The following is an 18,997-nucleotide window of genomic DNA, read 5'->3' as shown; positions in this document are numbered from 1 at the left end:
AAAAGAATAAAAGAATAAAAGAATAAAAGCATTGAAACGAACCCGAAGGGCCGCGCTTCTTGGCTATTTGTGAAGAATGACTAAACGACATAGCTTCCGCCTTGTCAAAATAGCCAATAAACTGCGGTAAGAACAACCGTGAAAGGTCAACAGCTCTTAGGAACTAAAACCATTTTTGAACTTATTTAAGGAGGGGTTTTACCTACTCTCAGGCGCTTTTAGAATCATTTTTTTAGTAGATAATGAATACATCAAAAACAAACATACTTTCACTATCTCTAAAGAGGATTCATCATGAAAAAATCAATTATCGCGTTAGCAATCGTAGCAACAACAGCTATGGGTTATGTAGGCACATCAAATGCTTGCTCACGTTTAATTACTGACACTGCATCACATGGTATGTCAGTTGTACGTTCATACGATTGGGGCGGCAGTGAGCTTCAGTCTATTGCACAAGTCAATCCAGTGGGTACTGAGCGAGTGACTAAAGCTGTACCTGAATATAAAAATCCAGCTAGCTGGAAAGTGAAGTACCAAACCATCTCATTTACTGAGGTAGAAACATTCCATGGCACGACAGGTGAAGCGATTAACAGCCAAGGGCTTTCAGCCTCATTGTTGTACCAGAACCCATCAAAAGACTTCATCAAAGATGTGAAAGATGATGGCCGTGCGGCAGTACACATGTCAGATGTGGTGCCATTTTTAGTTGAACAGTTTGCCTCAGTAGAGGAAGTGGTTGAGTTTTTTGAAGCGGGTAGCTTTCAAACTGCTTGGATTACCGGTATCGGCGGTCACCAGCATGGGTTCCATTTCTCAGTCCAAGACAAATCTGGTGACATTGCATTATTCCAGCTAAATGAAGGCGGAAAAATGGTGATGCATCGTGGCGATGTTAACGGCGACCTGCGTGTTATGGCTAATGCGCCGCTGCAGCAAGACCACCGTGAGTACATGAAGAATTTTGACATGAATGACTCAACCACATTACCTGGTTCAATCAGCTCTGCAGACCGTAATGTACGTGGTCTATACGCCACGGCTAATACTCAGTTTGAAAGTAAAGATACTGAGTGGGTAGATGTGCGCGGTAAGCTAAAAGCGATGTTTGACTTTGGCAATAAAGTGCCACAAGATTTAGTCGACCCAACTAATGGTGAGTCATACGCAACTTGGGAAACCTACGTTTATAACCTTAACAGCGGCGACGTTACTTACTACAATGAAGGTAATGCAAGCCAAGTGTCGCTAAACATGAATGACCTAGGTAAAGTCACCGAGCCAATGTGTGCAGATATCTACACTCAAGCTAAAACAACAGGCAAAGTATCATTCTCGACTTGTAAGTAGTGTCTTTATCGATGACTCTATGACTTAATCAGCCTCCGTAAGGGGGCTGATTTATTTGTGATGTTAACTAAGCGCGAAAGGTCAACAGACCCTAGTGACCAGGTAAAGTTTGTACAGCATCGATAAACATCTGCATGGCAGGGTTAAGCGCTTTTTCCTTTTGCCAAACCAGCTCAGCATTCCAATTTGAAAAGGGTTCATTTCTGTCTTGATTAATCACCACCTCGCCTTGTTCAAGCGCTTGTTCACAAACAAATTTTGGCAGGTGAGCCCAGCCTACACCGGCTTTGACCAAATTCAACAGTTGGATTGCGCTATTGCACAGCATGTATCTATGGCCAATTACATCGGCGTCTCGCATACCTATATCTTGCAAGAATGAGTAACTGAGTTGTAATTTTTCCCGCAGATCCATCTGCTGGGCAGGATTGGCTATATCCCAACTGGCAGGGACGATCCGCACCACTTCAAAGCTATACGCATTGGCATGAGTGATCTCTGCTGGCATATGGATAGTCGAAAGCATGATGCCAATATCGGCTTTGCCAGACAAAATCCACCCTCTTACTTGCAGTGTGTCGCCGTTTAATACTTTCAAATTAAGGTAAGGGTAGGTTTTTAATACTGTGGATATCACTTGATCCAGCGCGGGGTCAATTAAGCTGGTATCAATAGCGATAGTGAGATTTTCAGGGATCCCCTGCAATAAACTCTCTACTTTTGCATCAAAATGGTTAGCTTCCGATAGCATCGATTTGGCAAAATTATAGAGTTGTTCACCGTGCTCTGTGACCTCCAATGATCTTGGGTGACGCACAAATAGCGTCAGTCCAGTATCAATCTCCAGGTTATTAACTTGCTCTCTCAATGTTGATACGTGCTTGCCGATATGGCGTGCTGCTTGGGCGACGCCACCGCAATCAACCGTAGCAACAAATGCATGTAACTGCTCAAGTGATAATGCCATCAAAAACTCTCTTTCAGTAACAAATTAATTATATTAGGGTGGGGGTTTACCTACTCTTAGCTACTTTGAGGTTAGCATTTTTAATAGATAATGAATACATCAAAGAGCAGCTGGCTCTTACAAAACTTCCACTATCTATCAAGAGGCTACATTATGAAAAACTTCAAATTGAACAAATTTGCACTAGCAGCAATCGCAGCAGTATCTATGGTTGGCATGGCACAAACAGCCAATGCTTGTTCTCGTATTACCTTAGATACACCTCATGGTATGTCAACGGTTCGTTCACTTGACTGGGGTCAACAGCTGGGTAATACCACTCAAGTTAACCCTGTCGGGATTGAGCGCAGCACTGAAACACCTAGCTACAAGCATACGATGCAGTGGACCACTAATTATCATGCGGTTGCACAAATGGAATACGATGTTTTTGGCGGAGTGACTTCTGACGCAATAAACTCACAGGGCCTTGCTGCATCATTGCTTTATATGGCTGATAGCGCAGCCTTCATCGAAGACTACCAAGACACAGGTGCGCCAGCGGTTAGTTTCATTGATGTGATTGCTTACATTACAGAAACTTATGCCACGACTGAACAAGCGGTTACTGCTTTCAACAATAATGAATGGCAAATTGCTTGGAAAGATGGCTTACATGGTAACCAGCATGGATTACACATCTCTATCCACGATAAGTCAGGCGATATCGCGTTATTACAACTCAATGAAGGCGGTAAAATGGTTGTGCATCGTGGTGATGAAAAATCAGACCTACGAGTAATGGCAAACTCACCATTACAGCAAGATCATCGTGACTATGTTGAGAAGGTGGACTTAAGTGACCTTACGGCTAAGAGCATTCCAACGTCAATCAGCTCGCTAGACCGTAACTTACGTGGGCTATTTCATACTTCACATGTCAAATTTGCTGACAAGAAAAGCTGGGCACAAACTCGCGGAAAATTACTCAGCACCTTTAACGCGGGTAACTTAGTACCTCAAGACTTAGTTGACCCAACTAACGGCGAGACTTACGCATCTTGGACTCAGTTTGTTTATAACCATGAAAACGGTGACTTCTTGTTTACCAATTACGACACTCGTGAGCAGATTGGCTATAACTTTAACGACACATTGTCATTTAGCGAAACCATGTGTGCCGATACCGTAGAGCAAGCGTCACAAGGTAAAACAACGCTAACCTTCAGCGCATGTACTAAGTAAGCTGCACTGAAGCGAAAGCAAAAAACGCCCTTTACTGACTAATCAGTGAGGGCGTTTTTACTTGGTTGTTGCACAACAACAGCTTGATTCTTGTGAGCCGCTAAACCATGTTTAGCATCCAACCCATGAGGGTGAATGATATTAGTAACAGTACAAACAAAATTGCTAATAAGCGCCACTTCATTACTTGCTTAAGCATGACAAACTCAGGGAAGCTAGCTGCAACAGTACTCATACAAAAGGCCAGAGTTGTGCCTAAAGGCACGCCTTGCAGTAATAAACTTTCCATAACAGGAATAACGCCTGTAGCATTTGCATAAAGCGGGATCCCCATCAATACAGCAAGTGGAACTGACCACCATTGCCCTTCGCCTAAGTTAGCCTCTAGCCAACCAGCCGGTACAAAACCATGCAGTGCGGCGCCAATACCGACGCCGATAATGACCCATTTCCACACGCGAGCAAAAATCTCAATCGTTTCAGATTTAGCAAACTGATGCCGCTGTTGCCAACCCAAAGTACTCACGGCTTGGGTTGTTGGTATAGCAACTCCAGCAGCCTTGGCTGGCTGTTGGCCTCTGGCGTATGCTTTGGCTGCAACTGGCTGCAACCAACGTTCAGCTTTGAGAAAATCGAGCAAGGCACCGCCCAATATCCCGATGCTGATCCCTGTTACAACGTACAGTAAGGTGATCTCTAAGCCCAACAGACTAAACAGTAATAGGATGGCGACTTCATTGATTAATGGTGAGGTGAGTAGGAATGCCATGGTGATCCCGATAGGGATCCCTGCAGAGGTGAAACCTAAAAATACCGGAATGCTAGAGCAGGAACAAAAAGGAGTAATTGCCCCAAAGCCTGCCCCTAAGCCATAACCGACAAATTTAGGCTTACCAGATAAATAGTCTCTTACTCGCTCAACATTCAATGATGCTCGTAGCCAGCCGATGGCGTAAATCATCACAATCAGCAGCGCAAAAATCTTGCTGGTATCTTCAACAAAAAAATGAACAGCTTGTCCAAACTGCGTTTGGCTTGATAACCCCGCTAAATCATAGATTAACCAATCGGCCAATATCGAAAACCAACTCAGCATTGGCTCACCTCACAAATCAATGGTATTGCTATATGTTCAGTCCCAATTATTATTTGGAACGGTTAAATTATTGTGGCTAGCAGCTGCTTGCTTGATTTAACAGTTGCTCTATTTCGGTCTGGCTAGGCACATTGCCTGCAGTCATAACAACACCATCAACAACAATAGCGGGTGTCGACATTACACCGTAATCTAAAATCTGCTCCATGCTGGTCACCTTTTCTAGCTCAAAACTGATGGACAAACGCTTGGCTACCAGCGCCACATCAGCAGCCAAATTGGTACACTTTTTACAACCACTGCCTAGTATTTCAATTTTCATGTAATGACCTTTTTACTGTTTATGGAATAAATGGGTTTTGGACTACGCTAATCAAACGAGTTCTGCATGATTTTTCGCATTTTTCTCAATTACCGATTCTACGCAGCTAAGCATCTTGAGTAAGCAAGGCGTTTCAAGTCGATAATAGATTTGTTTGCCGTCACGGCGACTTCTAACGATGCCAGCCTGCTTGAGTACTGAAAGGTGTTTGGAGACCGTAGAAATATCAGCGTTTACACCATCGGTAAGATCGCACACACAATGCTCCTGCTGCTGAAGTTGCTCTAATAACCACAAACGAGTCGGATGAGCGAGTGCCTTTAGCACTGCTGCGCGAGCGGTTAGCTTGCGCTGTTGTTCTGCTGTCATATCAATGTTCCTGCAAACTTGAAGGGATGCGATTCTATTACTTTATCATTTGGTTAAATGGCCAAGTGTTTGGCAGTATAGATCTGAGTCAACTTGATTAGTGTGACCAAGTAAACAGTTTTACCTGTGACTGAATAAAGCGCTGGATTGAGCTTTTGGGAAGATAGAAGGGGAGTTTAAGTTGATAAACATAGATGTGGGGAAGGAGTAATTCTCTCTTCCCACAAACGCTTTTGTTACTGCTGTAATTGAGCTTTAGCTGCTTCAACTTTTGAAAAGTCTAAACCTAGCTCTAGAACTGCTTCTTTAATGAGTGTTGGAGTCTGCATTACTAGTGCCATCATCTGCTGCAATTTCTCTGCTGGGATCCCTAATTGGCCAACGGTCGCCATCGCCATCATTGGATTTTCTGTCAGTGTCTGGAATAGCTCACTGATTTGAGCGTCACTGATATTGTGTTCTTTTAAGATCGCTAGAATAGGGTTCATTGCACTGCCTTTTAATTGAATTAAGTAAAATAGGAGCCAGATTCTAGCACATTAGTTATTTTGAGTAGCTATCATCCCATTAAGGTGACTAAATTTAATATCCAGCCCATAAGGGTAAACGATACCAGTAAGATAACGAACAGCAGTGCCAATAACCGCCATTGCATCACTTGTTTTAGCATTACAAATTCTGGAAAGCTAGCTGCTACTGTGCTCATACAAAAAGCAAGCACGGTGCCAAGAGGAACACCTTGTGTCAGTAGACTTTCCATAATTGGGATCACCCCTGTGGCATTAGCATATAGCGGAATGCCCATGATTACCGCCAGAGGAACTGACCACCACTGGCCGTCACCGAGATTAGCTTCAAGCCAACCAGCAGGCACAAAACCGTGCAGCCCAGCGCCAATACCGACACCGATAATGACCCACTTCCACACGCGAGAGAAGATCTCAAAGGTTTCTGATTTAGCAAATTGGTGACGCTGTCGCCAAGTCACTGCTGGACGTGGACCACCTTGAGAGAGTGGCTGTTCGCCTGATGCCTGCCCCATGGCGTATGCTTTGGCAGCGAGTGGTTGCAACCAACGTTCGGCTTTGAGTAAGTCGAGCAAGGCGCCACCTAAAATACCAATACTGATCCCTGTAACAATATAGAGTAGGGTGATTTTCCAACCTAATAAGCTAAATAGCAGCAAAATAGCCACTTCATTAATGAGTGGAGAGGTCAGCAAAAAGGCCATAGTGATGCCAACCGGGATCCCCGCCGAAGTAAAACCTAGAAATACTGGAATACTGGAGCAGGAGCAAAAGGGAGTGATGGCACCGAAACCTGAACCTAGGCTATAACCAACTAACTTAGGCTTGCCCGCTAGGTAGCCACGAACTCGTTCAATATTAAGAGAAGCCCGCAGCCAACCAATGGCATAAATCATTATGATCAACAGGGCGAAAATTTTGCTGGTGTCTTCAACAAAGAAGTGCACCGCTTGGCCTAATTGAGTTTGATTTGAAAGTCCAAAGCAGTCATAAACCAACCAATCGGCAAATAGAGTGAACCAAATTAACATAGCTTTACCTTAATAGTGGAACCAGATAAAACCAGCAGTAGTAACTACCTGCAGCGATAAAAATAGCGCCAGATAAACCGCGGGCAACTTTTTCTATTTGCGTCATTTTTTTAAATACCGTAGCAAGTTGCACTGTGCCTAAATGCAATAGCAGAGCGATGATTAACACCGGTGCGGCGGTGCCGATCCCATAGGCTGCAGGAACCCAGAAACTCGATTGTTCCGCGACGGCTAAGGGTAATAAGGATGCGAAAAACAGCGCTGCAGATGTAGGGCAAAAAGACAGTGCGAATAGGGCGCCAAGCGCCAGTGCTCCTAGCCATCCACGCTGGGCTAATCTTTGCTGCACATGATTGGAAATAGACCAGTTTGAGCTGGGAAATTTGATCCAGCCCAATAAGCATGCACCAACAACCAGCAAGACAGGGCCGAGCAGCATATTCATTTGTGTCTGCAAAAAATTGGATATTTTAGGGGCTGACATTGCTGTGTGAAGTAGCACTGCAGCCAACAAGATATAACTCAGCATACGCCCTACGCTATAGGCAACGCCCATCCACACAGACTGAGAAGCCTTATCGACCTGCTTGCTAAGAAAAGATACCGCAGCAACGTTGGTTGCCAGTGGGCAAGGTGAAATGGAAGTCAGTACGCCAAACCACAGCGCACTGGTCAGAATAAGTATCCATTCATCCATGAGTTGCTTGCTCAACCGCAGCTGTCTTCGCTAGCTGATTGGCTTTTAGCGCCGCGATTTCGCGGTAGATGTAGTTGGTAAATGCTTGCTGATCTTTAAACAGATCCCACACGCGATCTAGGCGACGGTACTCAATCACTTGGCCATTATGCTCAACGGCTAACACCACTGAGCGAGTGATTAGTTGAAAGTCTTCAATAAAATGACCGTTACCTGCTGCTTCAAGGTTTACCACTTTTAGAGCAACAATACCTTGCGCTAATGGTGCACTATAGCCTTGCTGAATCGCAGCAGTTGTATGCTCTTCAATAAGCTGACAAGAGGTGCAGCGCACGTTGCCATGGAAGTAATAAACACTCAGAACCTGATTATCCGCCAGCTTTATCGCTGGTGGTGCAATAGCGAGTTCAGTTTCTGCTCTTAAATGAGCTGAGGCCAAGCTGAGTAATACTGCAAGTGGTAATAACCACTTAAAAATCTTATGGGTTGGGCTCATTTCTAAATCCTTCTGCAAAAATACCTGTAACAGTTAGTTGGCTGGTTGAAGTAGCTGACTAATCTCACTTGCTGAGGGGACATTGCCAGCGGTAACAACCGTGCCGTCAATAACAATGGCCGGTGTAGACATAACGCCATAGTCGAGAATAGCGGCCATATCGGTAACTTTTTGCAATTCAAAGTCCACTGATAATTCGTTAGCAATACGCTCTATTTCTGCTGCTAAATTGGTACATTTTTTACAGCCACTGCCTAATACTTCAATTTTCATTTTTAGCCTCTTTGATAGATTTGGAGATATAGCCTTTAAGCCTTGATTAAAGCTGCATGGGTGCGGGCATTCTTTTCTAAAACAGTTTCGACACAGCTAAGCATGTTTAATAAACATGGCGTTTCTAGACGATAATAGATCTGCTTGCCGTCGCGGCGACTACTGATAATGCCAGCCTGCTTTAGTAGCGATAGGTGTTTGGAGACGGTAGAGATGTCGGCATTAACCCCATCAGTGAGATCACAGACGCAATGCTCTTGCTGTTGCAGCTGCTCTAACAACCATAAGCGGGTAGGGTGGGCGAGTGCTTTTAGCACCGCAGCTCGGGCATTGAGCCTAAGTTGCTCTTGTTCTGTCATGGCGATCGTCTCAGGTTATTTGGCATTTTTTGCAATTGTCATTATGTCATTATGTCATTTGGCAAAATAGCCAAGTGTTGTTTGAAGATCAAGTTTTGCCAAATTATTTAATCGTAAATATGATCGAGATAACAATTTTACTAACGAGCTCGAGCGAATAGGCGCTAATCAGTGTGACTAGCACCCAATGGACTTACTTATTTGGGGGAAGCGGTCTCGACAGGTCAAAGCGATCGTTTTCTGAAATGCCGTAAAAGGAAGTGGGTCCACCTGCTCGCAAAATTGGCGCGGCTTTAGTGGTGAGAAACTCGCCCTCGGGGCTTAACAACTGCTTATCGATATGCACGGCAACGACCTCGCCTAATACTAACCAACTATCAATTTTGTCACCATCAGCCCCTTGTAGTTGAATCAGTTGCGAAAGCTTGCATTCAAAGTTAACTGGGCTTTCTGCAACGTAATCGGCTGCAACTATCGAAGCTGGTTTAGCAGTGAGACCTGCAAAATCGAATTCATCTTCATCGTTGGCTAATGCCACCGAGCTTTGATTCATCTGTGCTGCCAAGCTTTTAGTTGCCAAGTTCCAAGTGAACACCTTAGTTGCAGCAATATTGGCGACACTGTCTTTCCAGCCAATGCTGGCAAAGCCAATGATTGGAGGACGATAGTTGAAGCAGTTAAAGAAACTATAGGGTGCTAAATTTCGCTGACCTTGGGCGTTGCGAGAGCCAATCCAGCCAATAGGGCGAGGCCCGATTATTGCGCTTAACGGATCATGGGCTAGACCATGGCCTTTGCTGGGCTCATAAAAATAGCGCTCATCCATATACCTTGTTCCCTTTCTGACATGCTAAAGCTAATAAGGCTGTAGCTTTTCAACTTAAGGCTTAGTTGTCAATAAGGCTGGCTTTTGGAAATAGCATCACCCGCCAGCATTATGCCTAGCGGGCTTATGTATTGGCTTATAGTGGATTTAAGTATGCTTTAACGGCTTTTAGCCTGACGGTTGCAGCGCCAATGATATCGAGTACCCCTAGTATTGAGTGAGGCTTCTCTGCACTGACCCAAGCGGAGCCTGTGGCGCCAATGGGTAACATTGCCATGGTGTTGTCATCCACTTCAAGCACGACGGTTCTGCCGACTGGCATTGAGCCAAGGTTGATATGACGTGACACCATCTGCTCGCGAGGCAATAAATCGCCCTGAGACTCGCCTGTAGCTTCTACCTTACTGTGCACACGTGCTCTAAATATTTGCCCTGGGTAGGCATCAATATAGAATTCAGAAAACTGCCCCGGTTGAATATAAGCGTAGGATTGATCTGGAATACGCATCTCGACAAACTTTTTACCGGTATTCCACAGGTGCATAGAACCTACTCGAGTGCCATCAGCAATGTAAACGTGAGTCACCATGCCATCGAATGGCGCGCGCACTTTTAGTCTCTCTAATTCAAAATTTTGTTTACGCAGTTGCGCGTACTGCACCTCGAGTTGCGCGGCTTGCACTTTCAAATCAGCTTGGGTGATCTCAACTTTATCGGCAGCGTTTTCAAGATCGCGTTCACTGACGTGCTCACCAAGTTCGGCTTTACGCAGGTAATTGCGTTTCGCTTGGGCAAGTTTAACCTCAGTGGCTTCGACTGCACGCTCGATCTCTTGCACTTTTGCATTAATTTCATCAATGGCGCTGGCGACTTTATCGTCGACTAAGGTATAGATAAGCTCACCTTTTTTGACGTGTTGGTTATGATCAACTGAAATTGATTGGATCTGTTGGCCTATTGCTGGTGAGAGCACGGCATGAGGCGCGCGCACGGTTGTAGAGTCGGTGAGATCAGCTGGTGAATAAAAACGATGCGCCAAGAACAGAGTGGTGGCTATTAAGCAGCCTACCAACACACTAATAAAGTAGTTACGTGGTCTTTTCTTGATCACATTGAATTTAAACAGTAACCAACAAATAAAAATATAGGGCAGCATTATCTCTTTCATGCGCGTGTCCCCCTAATCCACTGTTGTACTTTGTCCCAATCGGTGACGATGGCGATAACAGCTAAAACCCACAGCGGTTTCCAGAGCAGACCAAGCATACAGAGCCAAAATACCAGCTTTGCTTGCTGCATACCGCGCTCTTTGGCCAAGTATTTCGGTAGGGAGTGCAAGTGCCAGAGCTTAATAGCGACCCAGCAAAAAACACCGACGGTGACAGCGGTGATGACCCACATAAAAGCAACGGAATTGAGTAATCCCATAGTGCCTGGCAAGTTGGTATAGATTAAGTCGGTATCATGGATTTTCATTAAACTCTCATAAGCCAATTGGCTAGGATAAAGCTGGTTAGAAATTAGGTTGATCTTAACCTTGGTAAGCTGAATCAAGCTTGAACTGCTAAAGGCAAAAGTGTGACTAAGCTCTGGATTGTTAAACCGTTATATGAAGCTAGCTATCTATGGTTTTGAAACAGCAAGCGGTAATGGAGTCGTTGACTATAATTAGCGCAATCATAGTGTTCATGACTTTAAACAAGGGAATAGGTTGTTGCTGATGAAAATGAATATCGAAAAATTACAGATGCTTTATAGCTTAGAGAAAAGCTTGCTAAAGGCTGAGGTTAAACGACAGCGAAAAGCCGCATTATTGCTGGCTATCTCAATTGCTTTCTTTGCATTGACAGTATTAGCCATAAATGTGGCAATCTATTTAAGTATTGCTGAGTTAGGAGTATATGCTCAAAAAGCGTGGTGGTTGGTTGCTCTTAATGGCATTTTTACAGCTATCCCGGCCAGTATGTTACTGCTGCACTCGAAAAACGAAACTGCTAATGAGACGGCTGTTGAGATCAGAGATGCATTAGCAGATGCGCTTAAAAATGATATAGAGACGTCGGTGCAGGATGTTGCTGTAACGATCGAGCGAATGAGCCAAATAGGCAAGGATATTAAAACCTTTAGCGAAGGTGGTATAGGAGCATTGGTACCGATTGTAAAATTGGCAACCGAGATAGTCTCAGCAAAAAAAGTAGAGTCACAGCCTAACAGGTGATAACCATATATCTATAACATAAAAAAACGCCGCATTTGCGGCGTTTTTACGATAAGTGACTGTTTATTCAGCTTTGCATTTTAGCTTCGGTAGCTGTTTACTTTGTTCAGCATCAGCCAGTTTTATAGAGCATATATCACCCTGAATATACAGCTGCACCATTTGTGGCATCTCATAGTTTCTGCCCATGATTAGCTGGCCTGTAGCATCTTTATGCGGTGCACGTTCAATGGCCAGTAAACTGCTTTGCACAAATGCGGACGGGCTAATTTTGACATTGTCGGTATTGAGTAAACTGGCGATGGCTTGCTCAAGCTGACTGGTGCTATTGGCGTTGGCCGACAATAACACTGCAGGTACTGCTTCCGTTTCACCTTCAGCAAAAGCACTGCAGCCACTTAACCCCACAATAAAAGTGGCGCTAAATATTAGCTTAATCATCTGGCTAAACAATGGCCTACACATTAGTGTGCTCCTTGCATGTCACTTAAAATACGGTTGTTCTGCCAAAGAGTTTGCTTGCGTTCGTCTTTCAACATAAAACCTTCATCAACAAAATCATTTGCAGCCGATGCACGGGATACGCTAGCGGCAACCGCAGGGCAGCGTTGGTTATCACGATAATAAAGCGCAGCACTTAGCAGGCGCTCATCCGGATCACCCAGAGCATGATTTAAGTCATCAGTAAGTGCACAACCTTGTACTTCGCTAGCGAGTGTTGGGCTGGTTGACGGCACAAAACCGTCAGAGTACTCGCCAAAGCCTTTTTCATTTACACCTTTAAATTGAATGGTGAAATAAGTGGTAGCACAGTTAGGTGTTGGGTAGAAACCATATGGCTTACCACAGGTAGTACCGCCTATTTGAATCACTTCGATATCGACACCACGTAAACCGTTCATAAGCGCTTCACTGGCAGAGCAGGTGCTTGATGTGGTTAATACATAGACCCTTTTTAAGTCCAAGCTTGGTAGCGGGGTTCCACCTGTGAGTAAGCCAGTATTAAAGCCCAAAGTCTCGTCTATAAATGGCATAGGAGACAGAGCTTGATTGGTAATTGGGTTAATGTTTGGGTATTTGTCGTTAAAGCTGGTTTCTTCGAAAGTCTTATTTTCGGTTGCTTCTTTACCTGCAATCATATAACCAAGTTGGCTTGCCATTGCGAGTAATCCTCCGCCGTTATAGCGCAGGTCGATAACAAGATCGTCAACGTTTTCTTGGCTTAGGCTGGTTAGCGCATCAAACAGCCCGCGTTCAGCAGTCGCGATATGAGAGTTAAATTGCAGGTAACCGACTTTACCGTTAGCGGTTTGAATTGTTTTAGTATTTTGCACTGGCGTCGAGATGATGGTTTGTGCCGTTAGTGTTACCTCGCGGTCAGCTGAAGCGCCTAAGTCTCGAATGGTGAACGTCGTTTGCTTACCATTTGCGCTTGGAAATAACCCTGCATTGAGAATGTCGATACTGGCGCTATCAGCGGCATTTCTGACACTAACGCCATCAATTTCTACAATGACTGCGCCGCGAGTGACATTAGCAGCGCTGGCGGGAGAATTTGGCTCATTATAAGTCACAGTGACTTTGCGCGCACCAGCTTCTGAGCCATTATCGAGCTTAAAATTGATACCGTAGCCGACAGAAGCGCCAGACTGATTCTGCTGCTCCCATTCTTCAGTCGACATAGAGAAGTGGAAGTTATCTTTCTTGCTGCCAGAGTCTGTAAACTCCTCTGTGACCAGTACCTTAAAATACTCTGCAACTGAATAAGGCGCGGGATCGCGATCTTCAATTTCACTGTACCAAAGGTAAGTGTTGTTGCTCCATGAACGCAGCCATAGCTTTTCAGTCAATGCACTACCCGTTTGGTTAGCGCTACATTGGTTGATTAAACTCGACTCGCTAGCAAACTGTCCCTGCACCCATGTTGGGCCATCATTGCCACCAGAAGGCGGTGTAATGCTAGGAGAACCTGAATCACCTCCACCTCCACATGCAGATAGACCAAGGCTTGCAGCAATGATAAGTGGCAGCATTTTTGTAGAGCACAACTTCATAAATAATCCTTTATTATCTCTAGTTCAACGGAACAGCTGGATACAATCAACGTTAGTTGCAACTTTATTACAGTTGCAGCGGTTTGTAATGTAAATTTGCATTAATGTTGCGTTTTTCGTTGTAAGCCCCTGTTATAAAAATTTACTAATGATTATTTGTCGCAGGAGGGAAACAGAATTTAAGCGATAAAATCTCGATTTGCTTTCAAGAGAGCTAGGCTTAGTATATGAATATGCTTAATAATCATTAAGGCAGTTTATGGAATATCCTTTGCTATCAAACAATATCACTCAACTTATTGGTCATACTGATCTATTACGGATCGATAGCTTATCGACGTTAAGCGGCTGTGACATTTTACTTAAATGCGAACAGCAAAATCCTGGCGGTTCGATTAAAGATCGCGCCGCATTGCAGATGGTGCTGGATGCGGTTGAGGCTGGAAAATTAACAACCGGCATGACAATTGTTGAAGGCACGGCTGGTAATACTGGCATTGGATTAGCGCTTGTTGCTAAAGCGCTGGGTTTTAAAATGCTGGTGGTCATGCCAAGAGGCCAAGCACCAGAAAAAGAGCAGATGATTAAACTCTATGGGGCAGAACTATTATTGGTCGATGCCTGTCCATTTGCTAATCCCGAGCACTTTTATCATACCGCCAGGCGTCTGGGTGAGGCTCGTGATGACTATTGGTGGGCTGACCAATTTGAGAATGTCAGCAATAGTAAAGCTCACTATCAACATACTGCGCCAGAGATCTGGCAACAAACCAATGGCAATATTGATGCACTGGTTTCTGTCGCAGGCACTGGCGGCACCATTGCGGGCAACTCTCGTTACTTATCGGAGCAAAACCCGGCGTTGCAAACTTGGCTTGTTGATCCAGATGGTTCAGGCATCTACAGCTATCTCAAGCGAGGTGAATATCAGTCTAGCGGTAGCTCATTTACCGAAGGGATTGGGATCATGCGCTTAGTGGAAAACTTCAAACAAGCAAAAGTCGATAAAGCGATTACGTTGCCAGATCTTGACCTTATTGCGATCGCGCGTCATGTTCAGCAACAAGATGGCATAGTGCTTGGTAGTAGCGCCGCACTTAATGTAGCGGGTGCACTATTTGCTGCGGCTAAAATGGGCAAGGGCAAGCGGATAGTGACATTTTATTGTGACGTAGCCGAACGCTCATCATCTAAGTTGTACAATGCAGAGTTTTTGGCTGACAAAGGTTTTGAACCTGCGGTTGAGCCACTAGAGCAGATGTTTGAGCGCTATCAGCAGCAAGCAAATGATACGGTTGTGAACGTACGGCGTTAACTGGATTGCAATATCTGCTATGACGCAGGTTATACTGGCGCCAATTATGTAGTGTAAGAGAATTGATATGATTATTTTCAGCACCAACCTTGGTGATATTGAGATCGCTCTCGATTTTGAAAAGGCACCAGTGAGCTCGAAGAATTTCCTTAAATATTGTGAAGATGGTTTTTATGAAGGCACCATATTTCATCGAGTAATAAAGGGCTTTATGGCGCAAGGTGGTGGTTTTACTGCCGAAATGGAGGAGAAACCCACCCGCGCTGCAATTGTAAATGAAGCCAATAGAGGCCTTAAAAATGTCAGGGGCTCTATTGCTATGGCGCGCACTGATGCGCCGCATTCGGCAACGGGGCAATTTTTTATTAACTTAGCCGACAATTCATTTCTTGATTATACCGCAACCACTAATGCGGGCTGGGGTTATGCGGTATTTGGCAGCGTGACCGCTGGAATGGAAGTGGTGACTAAAATAGGCCGAGCTAAAACGGCGACTCAAGCTGGGCATGATGATGTGCCTAGAGAGCAGATCGTTATTGAGAAGGTAACAATTACTCGTTAACAATTCATCACCGATGTGGTTACTTGCAAAAAAGCGCTATTACCAATAGCGCTTTTTTGATTTTCTAAAACGATTTATTGGTGTTAGCAGTCCATACAAAACGCCCAAAAAGCAGCTAACGGCTAGGCTGACCACAGTTTGCTCTAGGCTTAAACTCGCTTCTCTGCTCTGAACAAATAACATGAATAGAAACATTAACACCGCAACAGTTTGCGCCGTTTTAATACAAGGTGTGACAGCGGGTTGAGGCTGAGGTATAGCTTGCATAGCTTTGGTACGGCGTAAGCTAATGAGCTGCCAACGTTGCTTAAACCATGGTTTGAAGCATAACCAAAGCGGGACGGTTATCGTTAGCAGTAATAGGCTAGTCAGGTTCCATAAACAGGGGATCTCACCGCTGCATTTAGGGCAAATATAGCCAAACCAATGGCCAAAGGCGTTGCCCTTACCCCAGAGTTTAGCGGGGTTAAGGGCATTGCAATGGGGGCAGGGCACGAATTGCCGCGCTAGCAAGGCCTGCCCGCTGTGTCGTTCTACTAATATTTTTTGTGGCAGACGTTGGCCTAAAATCAATTCATTGAAAGCGAGTAGAGGATTGACGGCCCAAAACAGCAATTGCGGACTGTTATGGGTTAAAAGCTGATACTTGTCTTGGTCATACTGCATTTCAACGCTCCAGTCTCTCAACGAATTTGCTCGCCATTAACTCGACTCATTGCTTATAAGCAAGCATTGATTCTATTTCTTCCGTCAGCTTTAGCACGATAGAGTGCAGTGTCTGCGGCGCAAAGCAGTGCAGTGCTGGTTCTATATTGGCCGTTAATCTCGCTCGCGTGCCCTTGGCTAACGCTGACGGTTACTGAGGCATCAAGGCCAATATCTATGTAAGTTAAGTCGTTTATGTTCTTTTGCACTAAGCGTGCCGATTGCTCTACTTGTTTGGCATTACAATTAGGCAGAATGATCGCAAACTCCTCTCCGCCATAACGAGCTGCTGTGCAGTCTGCATCAGGTAAGGAGCTTTCAATCGCTCGGGCTATTTTTTGCAGGCAGTAGTCACCTAGGATGTGGCCATACTTGTCATTAAAAATCTTGAAATGGTCAATATCTATCAATAACACACTGATCGGACGATGTTTGTCGGTGCAGCTTTGCCAGTGATTTTGCAGTTCAGAATCAAATACGCGGCGATTGGCTAATTTGGTTAAGCAATCGGTCGATGCCCATTGGTGTAGCTGCTTGTATTCCATGCGGTATTTGGTTAAATCTCTAATCACAATAGCGAACAGCGGAGTATTTAGAGCAAAGTGAGTAATTGACACTTCGACATCTTTATTGCTTTTGTCCATTAGCCGCAAGGTGGTTTCAGCAGGCGCATGGTTTAATGGTCGAGCACCTGTTCGAGACTCTATAACCATCTTTTGATATAAGCTTTTTTGCGGTTCTAGCAAGTAGGTTTGCCACTGTTGACCGATTAAAGTGGGTGTACTCATTGGCTCTTCGATTCTACTCGAATCATCAGGGCTTACGGCTTCGTTATTGTTAAGATTATCACCGACTAGAAGATCAATGGCGTGTTCGTTGATGAGCTGAATCGTGCCATGCTCATCAACGACCACTACCGCTTCCATTAATAGATTTACCATCATTTTTATAGGTTGTAGTTCAGCTTGTTTTAACTGACTGATGGTTTTCAGTGGGGTAAAGCTCAGGGTTTCGTTGTGGGTTGTTTGGTTGATATTGTTAGTCGGTGGCAACTCTGCTTTGGTACTCTTCAGCTCTACTTTACTAGAGTCTGTTGTCGTAGATGTCGCACTAGCAGCCGTATCAGTTGGAGTCGCCAACATAACAATATCCCTTGTTTATAATTTAGTTAACGCTTAGCCCGCGTTTATTGAGTGATTACTTTAGCGAAAGTCGTGACTGATAACCTTTCGGCAACCTTCCTGCTTAAGTTGTTGTTACTAAAGCTTTGTTTTTTTATTTAGGGAAGGTTGTAAGTCAGTCTAAAGTGTTGCTTTTTGTAGGAATGAAGTGGAAAAAGGTCTAATCATCAAAGTGAAGGCAGAGGTACAGGCTCGATTTTTCTACAAGCATGCTTACTGTTAACAATAGCTTGCAACTGCTTTTAGGTTGTTGGCTGGCGGCAAAACTTGTCGTTGCTTGAGCGTGATCTGGCTTGATAGCAGCGTAAGCAATCGTTGCGCTAATGTGGCTGCCACATCGGTTAGCGGTTATGTCCATAAATTAATTTTCTATGGGGGTTGTATTAAGGGTGTAATGCTTGACTGTAGGGTTTACCTTTACACCAGTGGCCACTTTGTTGTCGTTTTTTAAACTGGCACATCGCTTGCCAGTCTCCAATTACAGCGCCATATTGGTGCCTAAATGATTTAGCCGAGGTTACCCAGGCATCGGAAGATATGCCGAGCTGTATGAGTAACTTAGGTTGTTTGGCATCAATGTAACCTGCTTTATCGGGCCTGATGGCTCTGCCAGTCCAATCGATAAGTTCCAGATAATCACAAAAATGAAATGGAATGCCAGTTTGAGCGTCCAAATGAGCCGCGCCGTCAAATTCAACAAGGGGTTTTTGTGTTAATTTTTGAGGCTCTGACAATTTATCTAATGGCGGTTTAGCAGCCGTTTCAGTGTGGTTAAGTTGGTTAATGCGTTGCTGAATTGAGGTGAAGTCCGACTCTTGTAGGCTGCCGGCAATACCAGCTCGGATCGGGTTTAAATCAACATACATCATACAAGCGAGCAAGGCTTGCTCATCAAGCAGTGCTTGTGACTTGAAACGTCCTTCCCAAAAAGCGCCTTTACATGCGTCTTCTCGATTAGCTCTACGCGCAATATCTTCATTAAGGCAGCGCATAAACCAAGAAATGCTAGACAGACGCTGATGCCATTCGGCAAGTAGGCTATCAAGCAGTAAACGTTCCCCTTCTATTAAGGTATCGCCGTTGATGTACTTAGTGGCTACAGTATGACCTTTAGTTACTTGACACCACCGGCTGATAATTTCGCTATTAGTCAGAGATTTAGCTTTATCAATATCAATCTTAAGTACCAAGTGGTAGTGATTATTCATGACCGCATAAGCGCAAATATCAATGCAAAAAATACTCGAAAGTTGTTTGATTTTATCAACAATCCAGCCCCGTCGATGCTCAAAGCTTTTGCCAGTGAGTTTATCTTCACCACATAAGTAAGCTCTTCTAACACAACGATTAATGATGTGATAAAACGGCGTGGTATCCGGGTCGATGAGGGTTCTTCGTGCAGAGGTCATAGGGTTCACCAAA

At 44.5% G+C, this 18,997-nt stretch carries 23 protein-coding genes; 5 read left to right on the top strand and 18 right to left on the bottom strand.

All coding sequences use genetic code 11. From position 1 onward, the window contains the following. Window positions 1–294 precede the first annotated feature (294 nt). A complete protein-coding gene (locus tag L2730_RS09910) occupies window positions 295–1,353 on the top strand; it encodes a linear amide C-N hydrolase (protein ID WP_248974452.1) in 1,059 nt (352 codons plus the stop codon). Window positions 1,354–1,444: 91 nt separating this feature from the next. Here L2730_RS09910 and L2730_RS09905 read toward each other — a convergent pair whose 3' ends face one another. Beyond that, window positions 1,445–2,320, bottom strand: coding sequence for a LysR family transcriptional regulator (locus tag L2730_RS09905; RefSeq protein ID WP_248974451.1), 876 nt, complete (start codon window positions 2,318–2,320; stop codon window positions 1,445–1,447). 153 nt (window positions 2,321–2,473) lie between these two features. Here L2730_RS09905 and L2730_RS09900 point away from each other — a divergent pair, with 153 nt between their 5' ends. Continuing rightward, window positions 2,474–3,544 carry a linear amide C-N hydrolase gene (locus L2730_RS09900; RefSeq protein WP_248974450.1) on the top strand — a complete coding sequence of 357 codons (1,071 nt, stop codon included), beginning with the start codon at window positions 2,474–2,476 and terminating at the stop codon, window positions 3,542–3,544. A gap of 100 nt (window positions 3,545–3,644) precedes the next feature. Here the strand turns inward: L2730_RS09900 and L2730_RS09895 are convergent, their stop codons facing one another. The 12 genes from L2730_RS09895 to L2730_RS09840 form a co-directional block, all read right to left on the bottom strand. Next, entirely contained in the window at window positions 3,645–4,640 is a 996-nt protein-coding gene (locus L2730_RS09895; protein ID WP_248974449.1) for a permease, read from the bottom strand. A gap of 76 nt (window positions 4,641–4,716) precedes the next feature. Beyond that, window positions 4,717–4,962 carry a thioredoxin family protein gene (locus L2730_RS09890; RefSeq protein WP_248974448.1) on the bottom strand — a complete coding sequence of 82 codons (246 nt, stop codon included), beginning with the start codon at window positions 4,960–4,962 and terminating at the stop codon, window positions 4,717–4,719. A 51-nt stretch (window positions 4,963–5,013) separates the two neighbouring features. Beyond that, window positions 5,014–5,331, bottom strand: a complete 318-nt coding sequence (locus L2730_RS09885) for an ArsR/SmtB family transcription factor (RefSeq protein WP_248974447.1) — start codon at window positions 5,329–5,331, stop codon at window positions 5,014–5,016. Between the two features lie 236 nt (window positions 5,332–5,567). Then, window positions 5,568–5,819 (bottom strand): DUF2999 family protein, encoded by a 252-nt coding sequence (locus L2730_RS09880; RefSeq protein ID WP_220739584.1) that lies wholly within the window; start codon window positions 5,817–5,819, stop codon window positions 5,568–5,570. 71 nt (window positions 5,820–5,890) lie between these two features. Then, window positions 5,891–6,889 (bottom strand): permease, encoded by a 999-nt coding sequence (locus L2730_RS09875; protein ID WP_248974446.1) that lies wholly within the window; start codon window positions 6,887–6,889, stop codon window positions 5,891–5,893. Between the two features lie 4 nt (window positions 6,890–6,893). Further along, complete coding sequence (locus L2730_RS09870; RefSeq protein ID WP_248974445.1) at window positions 6,894–7,586, bottom strand: aromatic aminobenezylarsenical efflux permease ArsG family transporter; 693 nt, start codon at window positions 7,584–7,586, stop codon at window positions 6,894–6,896. After that, on the bottom strand, window positions 7,579–8,082 hold the full coding sequence (locus L2730_RS09865) for a nitrophenyl compound nitroreductase subunit ArsF family protein (protein WP_248974444.1): 504 nt from the start codon (window positions 8,080–8,082) through the stop codon (window positions 7,579–7,581). The genes L2730_RS09870 and L2730_RS09865 overlap by 8 nt, the downstream gene beginning before the upstream one ends. Window positions 8,083–8,115: 33 nt before the next feature. Then, entirely contained in the window at window positions 8,116–8,355 is a 240-nt protein-coding gene (locus L2730_RS09860) for a thioredoxin family protein (protein WP_248974443.1), read from the bottom strand. A gap of 35 nt (window positions 8,356–8,390) precedes the next feature. Further along, window positions 8,391–8,714, bottom strand: a complete 324-nt coding sequence (locus L2730_RS09855; protein WP_248974442.1) for an ArsR/SmtB family transcription factor — start codon at window positions 8,712–8,714, stop codon at window positions 8,391–8,393. 193 nt (window positions 8,715–8,907) lie between these two features. Beyond that, a complete protein-coding gene (locus L2730_RS09850; RefSeq protein ID WP_248974441.1) occupies window positions 8,908–9,540 on the bottom strand; it encodes a flavin reductase family protein in 633 nt (210 codons plus the stop codon). 136 nt (window positions 9,541–9,676) lie between these two features. Continuing rightward, window positions 9,677–10,708: an HlyD family secretion protein gene (locus tag L2730_RS09845; RefSeq protein ID WP_248974440.1), complete on the bottom strand. Its 1,032-nt coding sequence runs from the start codon at window positions 10,706–10,708 to the stop codon at window positions 9,677–9,679. After that, window positions 10,705–11,016 (bottom strand): Mg2+ and Co2+ transporter, encoded by a 312-nt coding sequence (locus tag L2730_RS09840; protein WP_220739592.1) that lies wholly within the window; start codon window positions 11,014–11,016, stop codon window positions 10,705–10,707. The genes L2730_RS09845 and L2730_RS09840 overlap by 4 nt, the downstream gene beginning before the upstream one ends. Window positions 11,017–11,260: 244 nt before the next feature. On the opposite strand from L2730_RS09840, the gene L2730_RS09835 reads away from it, so the two are divergent. Continuing rightward, window positions 11,261–11,758, top strand: coding sequence for a hypothetical protein (locus L2730_RS09835; RefSeq protein ID WP_248974439.1), 498 nt, complete (start codon window positions 11,261–11,263; stop codon window positions 11,756–11,758). Between the two features lie 63 nt (window positions 11,759–11,821). Here the strand turns inward: L2730_RS09835 and L2730_RS09830 are convergent, their stop codons facing one another. Next, a complete protein-coding gene (locus tag L2730_RS09830) occupies window positions 11,822–12,223 on the bottom strand; it encodes a hypothetical protein (RefSeq protein WP_248974438.1) in 402 nt (133 codons plus the stop codon). After that, entirely contained in the window at window positions 12,223–13,812 is a 1,590-nt protein-coding gene (locus L2730_RS09825) for a S41 family peptidase (protein WP_248974437.1), read from the bottom strand. Before L2730_RS09825 ends, L2730_RS09830 begins: the two co-directional genes overlap by 1 nt. A 259-nt stretch (window positions 13,813–14,071) precedes the next feature. Here L2730_RS09825 and L2730_RS09820 point away from each other — a divergent pair, with 259 nt between their 5' ends. Together L2730_RS09820 and L2730_RS09815 are read left to right on the top strand one after the other, a co-directional pair. Beyond that, window positions 14,072–15,127 (top strand): cysteine synthase A, encoded by a 1,056-nt coding sequence (locus tag L2730_RS09820; RefSeq protein WP_248974436.1) that lies wholly within the window; start codon window positions 14,072–14,074, stop codon window positions 15,125–15,127. A 67-nt stretch (window positions 15,128–15,194) separates the two neighbouring features. Further along, window positions 15,195–15,689, top strand: coding sequence for a peptidylprolyl isomerase (locus L2730_RS09815; protein ID WP_248974435.1), 495 nt, complete (start codon window positions 15,195–15,197; stop codon window positions 15,687–15,689). A gap of 39 nt (window positions 15,690–15,728) precedes the next feature. Here L2730_RS09815 and L2730_RS09810 read toward each other — a convergent pair whose 3' ends face one another. The 3 genes from L2730_RS09810 to L2730_RS09800 all read right to left on the bottom strand — a co-directional run bounded on the left by L2730_RS09810 (window position 15,729) and on the right by L2730_RS09800 (window position 18,984). Then, on the bottom strand, window positions 15,729–16,355 hold the full coding sequence (locus L2730_RS09810) for a hypothetical protein (RefSeq protein ID WP_248974434.1): 627 nt from the start codon (window positions 16,353–16,355) through the stop codon (window positions 15,729–15,731). 53 nt (window positions 16,356–16,408) lie between these two features. Then, a complete protein-coding gene (locus tag L2730_RS09805) occupies window positions 16,409–17,536 on the bottom strand; it encodes a sensor domain-containing diguanylate cyclase (protein ID WP_248974433.1) in 1,128 nt (375 codons plus the stop codon). Window positions 17,537–17,958: 422 nt separating this feature from the next. Further along, window positions 17,959–18,984, bottom strand: coding sequence for a transposase (locus tag L2730_RS09800; protein ID WP_248974598.1), 1,026 nt, complete (start codon window positions 18,982–18,984; stop codon window positions 17,959–17,961). Window positions 18,985–18,997: the final 13 nt, after the last annotated feature.

The sequence above is a fragment of the Shewanella kaireitica genome (assembly GCF_023284045.1).
Lineage (GTDB): Bacteria > Pseudomonadota > Gammaproteobacteria > Enterobacterales > Shewanellaceae > Shewanella > Shewanella kaireitica.
The sequence above is the reverse complement of the archived record's forward strand: the minus strand, read 5'-3'. Positions and strand labels throughout refer to the sequence as shown.